Below are 11,480 nucleotides of genomic sequence, written 5' to 3' on the forward strand. Positions count from 1 at the left end.
GTCGAGTCTGTGGCGGATGTATTCAAGACCTTCGGAAATCTCTTGTGGAAAGGGGACTTGCTGTGAAGCCTAAAGAAGTGTTGGCGCTGTGCCGCGAAAAGGATGTCAAGGCGGTTGACTTGCGGTTCATGGACTTCCCGGGACTCTGGCAACACTTCACCATCCCGGTGAACAAGCTCGAAGAAGATGTATTCGAAAACGGGCTGGGCTTCGACGGCTCCAGCATTCGTGGCTGGCAGGCCATCAACGAGAGCGACATGCTCGTCGTGCCCGAGGCGGACACGGCCTTCCTCGATCCGTTCACGACCCTGCCCACGCTGGTCATGGTCTGCAACATCCAGGACCCGATCACGCGCGAAGACTACAGCCGCGACCCGCGCAACATCGCCCGCAAGTCGGTGAACTATCTGAAGAGCACCGGCATCGCGGACACGGCCTACATGGGCCCCGAGCTGGAATTCTTCATTTTCGACGACGTGCGCTTCGATCAGAACCAGCACGAAGGCTATTACCACGTCGACAGCATCGAAGGGGAATGGAACCGCGGCCGGGTCGAAAACCCGAACCTCGGCTACAAGCTGCGCTACAAGGAAGGCTACTTCCCCGTCCCGCCGTCCGACCAGATGATGGACATTCGCAACGAGATGATGCAAACGCTCATTGACTGCGGCATCGATATCGAGGCCCAGCACCACGAGGTGGCTACGGCCGGGCAATCGGAAATCGACATGAAGTTCCAGCCGCTGGTGAAGATGGCCGACAGCGTGCTCATCTACAAGTACGTGCTCAAGAGCGTGGCCAAGAAGCACGGCAAGACCGTCACGTTCATGCCGAAGCCGCTGTTCGGCGACAATGGCTCGGGGATGCACACCCACTTCTCGTTCTGGAAGGGTGGCAATCCGCTCTTTGCCGGCGGCGGCTATGCCGGGCTGAGCGAGCAGGCGATCCACGCGATCGGCGGCGTGCTCAAGCACGCCCCATCGATCCTTGCCTTCTCGAACCCGACCACCAACAGCTACAAGCGCTTGGTGCCGGGTTACGAAGCGCCGGTGAACCTGGCCTATTCGCAGCGGAACCGCTCGGCTTGCTGCCGGATTCCGATGTATAGCCCCAGCCCGAAGGCGAAGCGCGTCGAGTTCCGTTGCCCCGACCCGAGTTGCAATCCGTATCTGGCCTTCTCCGCGATCCTTATGGCCGCGGTCGATGGAATCCAGAACAAGATCAACCCGGGCGAGCCGCTCGACAAGGACCTCTACGATCTCGAGCCGGAAGAGCGGGCCGAAATCCCACAAGCCCCCGGCTCGCTCGACGAGGTGCTCGACGCCTTGCAGCGCGACCACGAGTATCTGCTCCGGGGGAACGTCTTCACCAAAGACGTGATCGAAACCTGGATCACCTACAAGCGCGAGAAGGAAGCGGATGCCGTTCGGCTCCGCCCGCACCCGTATGAGTTCTGCTTGTACTATGATATTTGAGTAACTCGATATTCGAGCGCCGCGCGGCACGATCGACCACTCTCGTTCGTCGCCGTGTTGACGCGGCGGAGCGGTCGGGTGCGTCAAGTCCGCGCTGGCGAACCGCCGACGAGCGACGACTCGGCGCTGAGTCGCCACGAATTGTGAAGAACTCGAGAAGCTCAGGGGCCGCAACCCCTGGGCTTTTTGCATTTCAACCCCAAAGCCAGTACGTCAGACGTCCGACCCGGCAATCCATGCCTTCCGTGCCAAGGACGGACACGGGAGCAAAGGTCACTCCCAACGCTCATCGAGCCGACGGCGACACTCAATGGCTTGATGGCTTGCCCCTCCGAGAGTATTTGTTTGCATCAATCCGCGGCTTCTGTTAGGGTAACCGAGTGGTTACCAACTTTCGAGGTAGCTTCGGTCTAACCTTCGCCTAACGTCTCTCTCAAGCACCCGGATTTCGGACATGCGGCTTCCTCTGCGTGCTTTAAGGGAGGCGGTCGAGGGCCTTGCCTCTACGATGGGATTTGCGCCCCCGCATGCCGATCGCGGGCGGAAACGGCGGCCGTCGCGATGTCTGCGGCTGGAAATGCTCGAAGGCCGCGACCTGCTCGCCGCCGGTTCGCTGCTCCAGTCCTGGCACGGCGGCTCCACGATGGCACATGCGCAATTGGTCTCCGCATCCTCGAACTCGATCGGCTCGACCTTCGTGCCACAGCGGCAAAGCCATGTCGGAGTTCAATCCCCAGCGACTCCACAAGGGGCTTCGCGATTCCTGATGCACGCAGCCAACTGGCATCCGCCGGTTTCAGGAGATTCACCTGCGACGCTCGAAGCTTTCACACCGCAATACTTTCAGGGCCTGCAGGGCGGCACATTAAGCCTCGGCTCCGGCTCGACCTCACTCCCGATGGGCATGCTGGTCAGTGCCAGGACCGTCCAGGGCACGACGTTGAACGGCGGTAGCGCGCTCAATATCGGCGGCGGCACTTTGGCGCTTCAACCCATTGGCGGCGCCAGCTCGTTGACGTTGGTCGGCGCCAACACCTTCGGCGGCGGTACGACGATCACCGGCGGCAGGTTGCAACTCGGCGGCGGTACGAACGTGCCAATCAGCGCTGGCTTGCAGGTGCCCATCACAAATACCGGCAGCACTTCTGAACAATTGCCGATCTTGAATTCTGCCGGCACGCTAACCTTGACTTCCAGCACCGCCGAGGACCTGAGCTTCGGCGGCTACTCCGGCTCGATCTTAGGCGCCGCGCCGGGCGCCGGCCCGGCCTATAGCGGCACGCTTACTCCCAACAGCAACAGCTACCGTCTCAGCGGAGGAGAAGGCACGCTCGCGCTTTCGAGCGCCGCCACCTACCGCGCCAGCGCGTCCACATTAGACGGCAACGGCTCCTTGACATTCAGCGGCGGTGCGGTCGGCGGCGGTACGTTCGCCAAGTCGGGCACCGGCACGTTGGAAATCGGCGGTGCCCCGTCGCTCGGCAGCAACAGCGGCATTCAAGTCAGTGGCGGAACACTGCGGTTCAATACTACTTCAGGCGCTGCGACGATCGCCACCGGCGTGACTGCGCCGATCACCAATGGGGCGACTTTGGAATTGGCCGGCTCGGTCTCCGATTTGTCCGCGCCGACTACGGTGGCAAGCCGCGTGCATGTCATCAATAACAGCTCGCAGGCCGGCACCGGGGTACTTGTCAGCGGGACCAACCAGCAGGTCGGCGCCATCGACGGCTCGGGCACGACGCTGCTCAACGTCGGCAGCGATCTGACGGCTGACCATATCGTGCAAAACTCGCTGGTCATCGGCGGCACGGCTACGTCCGCGGGGTTGGTGACGATCAACGCCTCGGATTCCAGCGGCACTCCTCTTGCCGCGACGCTCGGGCTCAGTTTGGCCAATTCGCTCTCGCCAAGCACTCCCTTTGCCGCCGGAACCCTCAGCGGTTCCAGCCTACTCGCGTCCAGCGGATCGTCGAGCGGCGCGATCTAGCCGGAGTGATCGAGAATCTGAGTCCATCGGTGTCATCTGTGGATAAAAACTCATACGGTAGTTGTCCACAGAAAACAAAGAGCAGCACAGATACGCCGCCGGCCCTCGATGACTTCGAAGTCGCCTCGCAGTGTGCAGCAGGTACGGAGCGCGCCGCCTCGTTCATGGTGCTTTGCATGTTCACTCGCCGCGGAGCCGGTTGCCGATCGCGCGGACGATGACTAGCAGCGGGCCCATCAGAAGCAGGCAGATGGCGAGCGTGACCGGGATTAGCCAACCCAGGGCGAAGAGTGGCTCGGTCTTTTCCCAAATCTCGGCCCAGCGAACGATTGTCACGAGCGCGGCGAGACAGAGGAATGGCCCGTAGCGGATTTCCGGATCGCGGCGCGAGAGCCATTGCGAGATGCCGATGGCGACCGCGCCAAATGGCGCCAGGAAGAAGATGACCAGGCAGGGCTGCCAGCCGAGAAACGCGCCGATCATGGCCGTCAGCGTCACATCGCCAAATCCCATCGCCTCGCGGCCGAGGATTGCGCTGGCCACGATTCTCACGACCCAGGTCAAGCCGCCGCCGATCGCCATTCCCACGAGCGCCGTCAGCAATCCCTGCCAATGCGCGCCACCGAGATGATGGTGGACGAACACCAGGGCGAGCGTTCCCAGCGCGCCCAGGATCACGAGCCACTTGGTCACCGGATCGCGCACCAGCCGCGCCCAAAACAGCCGAATTGCGACTCGCCAACCCCGGCGCAGGCGCAAAACACGCGTCATCAAGCCAAAGCACCAGATCCACAGGCATCCGATCCCGAGCGCCAACGATAGTCCGCTGCCCCAATTCCAGTCCGCGCGATCAGCGAAGGTAAGGAAGCTCAACCGCGGGTTGGCCAGGCCCAGGCCGTTCGGCCCACGAGCGAATTCAACGACCGGCAAGAGCGATTGCGGCGCGGCCGCCGCCAGCAGCAAACCGATCAGCGTGCCCGGAATCGTAATGCCGTCGGGGATCGTCTTCTCGTCCAAATCGATAAACGAAGCCACGATCATGAAGGCCAGCAGGCAGACGTGAGCGCAAAACTCGATGTGGACTGTAATGAGCGCCGCGCGCGCTAGGCCCTGATTCCCAGGCAGGTCGAGAAACTGGCGGAATTGGTCCGGCAGCAACCCTCGCACGCCGACCTCCCACCAATAGAGCGCCGCGACGAGCGCCCCGGTGAGCAGTTCCAGCACCAGCGGTCGGACCCAAAAGCCGTCGCCATGGAGCGCCGCTTCGCGCCGCAGTCCGAACCAGCCGACCACCGGCAGACGGTCGGTGATCCGCCGCGGCGGCGCGGCCGGCAAGGCCGCTGACCAAGGGCTAATCGAGCGCAACTGGTACGCCAGCCGATAGATGCCCAGATTGAGGAAGCCGCCGAGCCAAATGCCCAATAGGAATAGAACCGCAAGCCGGACGATCAGAGGCGTTTCGAGGATCCAGTTCACGTCGCGGATTGAGTCAAAGGGAGCCTCGTGAGAATCTCGGTTGTCACTTCGGCGGCGGTCTTATTTTCCGTGTCGATTTCGATATCGCGGCACTGGCGGTAGAGCGGCATCCGCTCGGCCAGCAGATGGCGAATTTCGGATAGACCGCCGGCAATCAGATTGGGGCGGCGGGCGTTGGTCGAGGCGTCGGATTCGAGGCGACGGGCGATCGTTTCAGGATCGGCGGTGAGCCAGATGATCGTGGTCCGAGAAAAGGGGTCGGGAGCCTTTTCTCGTGCTATCTCGTCCATATCGCGTCGTTCTGAAAAGGTCCCCGACCCCTTTTCTCGCGCGGGGCGAAGCAATGCTCGGTTCTCGGGCCGCAATACGACGCCTCCGCCGAGCGCGAGCACCGTGCGATCGCGGCCGATCAAGTCGCGCAAGTTCGCTGCCTCAAGATCGCGAAAAGCCGGCTCGCCGTCATCGGCAAAGATCGCGGCGATCGACTTACCGGCATGCAGCTCCAGTTCCACGTCGGCATCGACCCAATCCCACCCCAGCCGCAGCGCAAGCTGCTGAGCGACCGTCGTCTTCCCCGTCCCGCGATAACCGATCAATGCGATGTTCATCTTCAAACTTGTCATTCGCCGACGCGACTTCCCTTGCTTCCGATCTCCGACCGAGTGTTGGAGTTCAGGCTTTAGCGTGCGGGCAGCAGCCTAAAGGCTGAACTCCAACAGCCGGACTTCCGACCTCCATCGTCACACCTTGGCCGCGCCGATCGCGCGCTTGAGCACGTCGCGCATCAATTCCCACGGCGCGTCTTGCCCGGTGAACAGCTTGAATTGCAGGCTGGCCTGTCGAACGAACATTTCGACGCCGGTCACGACAAGGCAACTTTGGCTCCGCGCGTCTTTGATTAACAGCGTGTTCTCCGGATTGTAGACCATGTCGAACACGACCATCGACGGCCGCAGATGGTGCTTCTCGAACGGGGTCTCGTCGAGGAACGGGTGCATTCCAATCGGCGTACAGTTGATCAAGACATCGGGCGATACCGAATAGCGAGAATCCCAGTCGATCGCGCTGCATCCTAGTTGTTCGGAGAGTTGCTCGGCGCGAGAACTCGTGCGGCTGGCGACCACCACCTTCGCATTCCGGCGTTCGAGGCCATAGACCATCGCTCGGGCCGAGCCGCCTGCCCCGAGCACCAGGACGGTCTTGCCGTCGATCGGGCCGCGGTCGTAGGCCGGCGGCTGCATCGCCCGCTCGAGGCTGTCCATCGCGGCGCGAAAATCGGTGTTGTAACCGGTGAGCGATTGTCCCTCGAAGACGACCGTGTTAGCCGCGCCGATCCCCTTCACGGCCGGATCGACCTTAGTCAGTCTGCGGATCACGGCTTCCTTGTGCGGGATAGTCACGCTCAAGCCGCGAATGCCTAACTCGTCGGCCTCGCTCAGAAATTGATCCAAATTCTGGGCCGGCACGCGAAACGGCACATAGACGGCATTCAGCCCAGCCTGGCGAAAGGCGGCATTGTGGACCGGCGGACTGAGGCTGTGCCCGACCGGATCGGCGACGACGCCATAGACCACCGTCGAGCTGTCGATCTCGTCGTAGTGATAGCTCTCGGTCATCAGTTGAAAGCTGAGTTGGCCGGGGGCGAGCACGCGCTCTTGATGAAACGTGGCATACGTCCACGGAGAGCCGAATTGGCCGCAGAGCAACCGCGACGGGGTGCCCATATCTCCCATGCAGAAGCCGACCGTGGGCAACTTGCTCTCGCGCACCAACCGCAACATGCGGAGATTGTCGTGCGGCTGGTTGGCGAGCGTGGCCAGCTTGACGACATCCGGATCGTGGCTAGCCAACTGCGCGTGGATCGCCGAGAGTTCGTCGGGCGTCTTGCGGAAGTTGTGGTAGCTGATGACCCGCTTGGTCTTGCCGAATCGTGGGATCGACGCGGCGATGTCCTCCTCCAGATCGATGTAATCGACCCCCTCGGCAATCGCCGTGCGCAGCAACATGAGCCGTTTCTGCTCGTTGCCCGCCCACTTGCCGCCGTCCGCCTCGCGCCGGCAAGCAATCATCACGGGGCCGGGGCGCTCGTTCAGAAGCCGCTTGAGGTTGACATCGCCCGCGATCCAATCCAATCGCAGCTCGACGAGTTTCGCTCCCTTTTCGACCAAATGACGATGCTCGGCAATCACGTGCCGGTGCCGACTGCGACCGATACTGACACAGATCATAAATCAACGAATCTCGAATGACGAATGACGAGTGAATGTCGAAGCACGAATGACGAATTAACGATGGCCTTATTATAGTTCGCCGCACTGCCTATTGGGTATCCGTGACAAACGTTGACACCCGCCATTTGTCACAGGCCACTTCTCCGACTTCCGACCGAGCGTTGGAGTTCAGGCTTTAGCCTGCGACCGGCAGCCTAAAGGCTGAACTCCAACGGTTCGACGAAAATAAGCGGCGGGATGCCTCACGATCTCCGGCCTCCGACCTCTGCTCAATGCTGCTCCTCCCGCTTCGGCTGGAGCAGCTTGGCGATCAGGCCGGTCCAGCCGGTTTGGTGCGAGGCGCCCAGGCCGCGACCGTTGTCGCCGTGGAAGAACTCGTGGAACAGCACGCAGTCGCGGAAATGGGGATCGGTCTGGAACTTCTCGTCGTTGCCGAAGATTGGGCGGCGGCCGCTTGCGTCGCGAAGAAAGAGCCGCGTGAGCCGCCGCGTCAGTTCCTCGGCCACCTGGTTGATCGTCAGGAATTGCTTCGAGCCGGTCGGGCATTCGATCTTGAAATCGTCGCCGTAGTAGTGATGAAACTTTTGCAGCGACTCGATGATCAGATAGTTGATCGGAAACCAGATCGGGCCGCGCCAGTTCGAGTTGCCACCGAACATTCCCGAATTCGAGTCGCCCGGCTCGTAGTCGACGGCAAGCTGCGTGCCGTCGCAATGCGTGACGTAGGGATGTTCGCGATGGTAGCGCGAGAGCGAGCGGATCCCATGATCCGAGAGAAACTCGGTCTCGTCGAGCGTGCGCTTGAGCAACTGCTTCATTCGGTGGCCGCGCAACAGCGACAACAGCCGCCGCTCGCCGCGCCCCGGCTCTTCCCACCGCGAGACCAATTGGGCCGCGGCGGGGCGATTTTTCAAATACCACTTTAGCCGGCTGGCGAAATGCGGCAGCTTGGCGAGCATCTCGGGCTCGATCGTCTCTACGGCAAACAGCGGAATCAGCCCGATCGTCGAGCGGACCTTGATCGGATGCGGTTCGCCAGTCGGAAGCCGCAGCGCGTCGTAATAGAACTGGTCCTCTTCATTCCACAGGCCGACACTACCGCCGTTGCCGCCGATATTCGTGAGCGCTTCGGCGATTTCAAGGAAATGCTCGAAAAACTTGCTGGCGATATCTTCATACACGCGATTGTGCTGGGCCAATTCCAGCGCGATCCGCAGCAGGTTCAGGCAATACATCGCCATCCAGCTCGTGCCATCGGCCTGATCGAGCGCGCCGCCGAACGGCAGCGGCTGGCTGCGATCGAACAGCCCCACGTTGTCCAATCCCAGGAAGCCTCCTTGGAACAGATTCCGCCCGTCGACGTCCTTGCGATTCACCCACCAAGTGAAATTGATCATCAGCTTATGGAACACCCGCTCCAAGAACTCGAGGTCGCCGCTGCCGCCGCGGTACTTGCTCTCGATCTTGTAGATGCGCCACGCGGCCCAGGCATGGACCGGCGGATTCGAGTCGCTGAAGTTCCACTCGTAGGCCGGCAACTGGCCGTTGGGGTGCATATACCATTCGCGGGTCAGCAGCACCAATTGCTCTTTAGCGCAATCCGGATCGACCATCGCCAAGGGTAGGCAATGAAACGCCAAATCCCAGGCCGCGAACCACGGATATTCCCATTTGTCGGGCATCGAGAGCACGTCCGCGTTGTTCAGGCTCTTCCAATCCCGATTGCGGCCTTGGCGGCGCTCGGGAGGCGGGGGCGGCTGAAGCGGATCGCCTTCGAGCCAGCGGGGAACGTCGTAATGATAGAGCTGTTTGCTCCACAGCATTCCTGCCAAGGCCTGTCGCTGGACGTTGCGAGCTTCGGCATCCGTTAACTCGGCTTGCAATTCACCGTAGAACTCGTCGGCGTCGGCCGTGCGCGCTGAAAAGATCTGATCGAAATCGGCAAAGGGCGTCTTCCATTCGTTGCCGGCGAGCAGGAGTCGCAATTGCGTCTGCCCGCCGGCGGGCACGTTCAGCCGATAATAGGCCGCGGCCTTCGTCCCTTTTTGCTCAGGATTCACCGCCGATTTATTGCTCTGCACGACATAGTCGTGAAACGCATCTTTGAAATACCCTTTGGCGTCATGCATTCCGAACAGCCGGCGGATATTCGTGTCGTTGTCGCAGAAGAGCCAGGTGGGCGAGCCTTCGGCATGAAGCTGAAAGTGCCCCGGCGCCCGGCGATGCGCCACGATCGTGTTCGGCCCCGCCACGTCGATCAGCGGCCGCTGCGAATCCGCTTTCCACGACCATCCGTTGCGAAACCAAAGTTGCGGCAAGACGTGAATTTCAGCCGGCTCGGGGCCACGATTGCAAACCGTGATCCGCATTAGCAGGTCGATCGGGGTGGCTTTCGCATATTCCACGAACACGTCGAAGTAGCGATCGTCGGCGAAGATGCCCGTGTCGAGCAGTTCGAATTCGGGATCGAATCGCCCGCGGCGGCGATTCTCCTCTACCAGCCAACTATATGGAAACTCGCGCTGCGGATATTTGTAGAGCATCTTGAGATACGAGTGCGTCGGCGTGGCGTCGAGGTAGTAGTACAACTCTTTGACATCCTCGCCGTGGTTCCCCTCTTGATTGGCCAGCCCGAACAGCCGCTCCTTGAGAATCGGATCGCGGCCGTTCCAAAGTGCCAGCGCCAGGCAGAGCCGCTGCTGGTCGTCGCAGATTCCTGCCAGCCCATCCTCGCCCCAGCGATAAGCGCGGCTCCGGGCCATGTCGTGGGTGAAATAGTTCCACGGATCGGCGGCGGCACTGTAGTCCTCGCGCACGGTCCCCCACTGCCGCTCGCTTAAATACGCTCCCCACTTTCGCCATGGCTGCTGGCCCAGCCGGGCTTCTTCGAGGCGACGTTTCTCGGCGGAAGACGGTTGCGAGGACATGAGATTCATCGAGCCGAGAGTCAGCAAGTCATTGAATTGAAGAAGTTTACCGCAGGAAAGGCTTGTTCGGGACTTGCTCTGAAGCCTTTGCAATTGCCGCATAATACCTAGTTTTCATGCTGACCGCCGCATGTCGCCGTCATAAGCCACAAATGCTGTGGAATCGTTACAGATTACCGCCATGCCTTCCGATGGATATGGACGCGCCACATGATTCCGACTTTGGCAGTGTCGGCAACGTGGGCGACGCTGCCAGCGTCGGCAATTCACTGGCCCAAATTACCGCGGACCGCACGAATGTGGTGTAAAAACTGTCGCCAAGATGTGCCGGCGGTCGCCTCCGAGAAGGGTGGGGCGTCTCGCTGCGTGCGCTGTCGCGGCGAAATCGGTTCGAGCGAATTCACTCCGCCCAATCGGCATCTCAGCGGCGTCCGCCAAACTGCGGATTATGGATTGCAATTAGACGAGCCAACAGGGCCACGCGAGGAAGGCCAAGAAAAGGTTCCTGACACTTTTTTTTCCTCTGGATCGAGCGACGACTTGGACGATTGGACGCTGAACGCCGAATTGCAGCGAATCCGCCGGCGCTTCGATACTCCGCTGGCGGGCGATGCATCGACCGCCGCGATCGGAACGCCGCATCTCGATCATTCCGCGCTCCATGGGTATGCGCCGAGCTTCGACGACCGGCTAAGCGACCATTCGCGAATGCGATCGACTCCGAATATTCCGTCGCATGCGACGGGGCGAAATGCCGGGCGGCGCCGGCCTCCGACCTCTGACCTCCGAACTCTGACTTCAGCCCGCCGCCGCTCATCGCGGCTGGCATGGGGCGCGCTCTCGCTTGGGCTGATGGCCTTCGTCTGCGGCGCGGTCCTGCTGGGATGGTCGCTCGCCGCTGGACGCAATGACCTGTGGAGCCTCGGCATGCCGATCACGCTCGGCGGGCAATTTGGCCTGCTGTTGGGCCTGATCTTGCAACTGGAAAGTTTATGGGAGGGGAACCGGCACACCGTCGATAAGCTCGATGAAGTTGACGGGCGGCTCGAAGATCTCAATCAGACGGCCGCGCTCTTGTCCTCAAGCCACAGTTCGCCGGCGCAAGCCTTCTACGTCCACATGGCGGGCGGCGCGAGCCCGCATCTGTTGCTGGCCGACCTGAAAGGCCAACTCGATCTCCTGGCCGTCCAAATGGCCTCGACGCGGCGATAATGGCGGTTCAGATATCCAGCCCTTCGAACGGATCCGCCGGTTTCTCGTTTGGCTTTTCGAGTGGCTTCTTGTCGGTCGGTTTGTCGGGCGCCGGCAGCGGCGGCGGCGGAACTTTTACAGCGGGCTTATTCCCCTCGATGTTCCGGTCCGCCGGCTTCTTCTCCGACGG

Annotated in this window: 7 protein-coding genes; 3 read left to right on the forward strand and 4 right to left on the reverse strand. The window is 61.4% G+C overall.

The genetic code is table 11. From position 1 onward, the window contains the following. Window positions 1-62: 62 nt before the first annotated feature. Together glnA and VGY55_17050 are read left to right on the forward strand one after the other, a co-directional pair. The gene (gene glnA, locus VGY55_17045; GenBank protein ID HEV2971687.1) at window positions 63-1,475 is read left to right on the forward strand and encodes a type I glutamate--ammonia ligase; all 1,413 of its coding nucleotides are present in this window, start codon (window positions 63-65) and stop codon (window positions 1,473-1,475) included. Between the two features lie 508 nt (window positions 1,476-1,983). Then, window positions 1,984-3,465, forward strand: coding sequence for a hypothetical protein (locus VGY55_17050; GenBank protein ID HEV2971688.1), 1,482 nt, complete (start codon window positions 1,984-1,986; stop codon window positions 3,463-3,465). A 180-nt stretch (window positions 3,466-3,645) separates the two neighbouring features. On the opposite strand, the gene VGY55_17055 is transcribed toward VGY55_17050, so the two are convergent. The 4 genes from VGY55_17055 to VGY55_17070 all read right to left on the reverse strand — a co-directional run bounded on the left by VGY55_17055 (window position 3,646) and on the right by VGY55_17070 (window position 10,099). Then, a complete protein-coding gene (locus VGY55_17055; GenBank protein HEV2971689.1) occupies window positions 3,646-4,941 on the reverse strand; it encodes a prepilin peptidase in 1,296 nt (431 codons plus the stop codon). After that, window positions 4,938-5,549, reverse strand: coding sequence for a shikimate kinase (locus VGY55_17060; GenBank protein HEV2971690.1), 612 nt, complete (start codon window positions 5,547-5,549; stop codon window positions 4,938-4,940). The genes VGY55_17055 and VGY55_17060 overlap by 4 nt, the downstream gene beginning before the upstream one ends. Window positions 5,550-5,681: 132 nt before the next feature. Then, window positions 5,682-7,169 (reverse strand): shikimate dehydrogenase, encoded by a 1,488-nt coding sequence (gene aroE, locus VGY55_17065; protein HEV2971691.1) that lies wholly within the window; start codon window positions 7,167-7,169, stop codon window positions 5,682-5,684. A 272-nt stretch (window positions 7,170-7,441) separates the two neighbouring features. Further along, window positions 7,442-10,099, reverse strand: a complete 2,658-nt coding sequence (locus tag VGY55_17070) for a glucosidase (GenBank protein HEV2971692.1) — start codon at window positions 10,097-10,099, stop codon at window positions 7,442-7,444. Window positions 10,100-10,396: 297 nt separating this feature from the next. On the opposite strand from VGY55_17070, the gene VGY55_17075 reads away from it, so the two are divergent. Continuing rightward, window positions 10,397-11,311: a hypothetical protein gene (locus VGY55_17075; GenBank protein ID HEV2971693.1), complete on the forward strand. Its 915-nt coding sequence runs from the start codon at window positions 10,397-10,399 to the stop codon at window positions 11,309-11,311. Window positions 11,312-11,480 lie beyond the last annotated feature (169 nt).

The organism is Pirellulales bacterium (genome assembly GCA_035939775.1).
GTDB lineage: Bacteria > Planctomycetota > Planctomycetia > Pirellulales > DATAWG01 > DASZFO01.

Coding starts and splice junctions, on each gene's coding strand:
- VGY55_17050 (HEV2971688.1), top strand. CDS start 1,984: ATGGGATTTGCGCCCCCGCATGCCGATCGCGGGCGGAAACGGCGGCCG.
- VGY55_17060 (HEV2971690.1), bottom strand. CDS start 5,549: ATGAACATCGCATTGATCGGTTATCGCGGGACGGGGAAGACGACGGTC.
- aroE (HEV2971691.1), bottom strand. CDS start 7,169: ATGATCTGTGTCAGTATCGGTCGCAGTCGGCACCGGCACGTGATTGCC.
- VGY55_17070 (HEV2971692.1), bottom strand. CDS start 10,099: ATGTCCTCGCAACCGTCTTCCGCCGAGAAACGTCGCCTCGAAGAAGCC.
- VGY55_17075 (HEV2971693.1), top strand. CDS start 10,397: ATGTGGTGTAAAAACTGTCGCCAAGATGTGCCGGCGGTCGCCTCCGAG.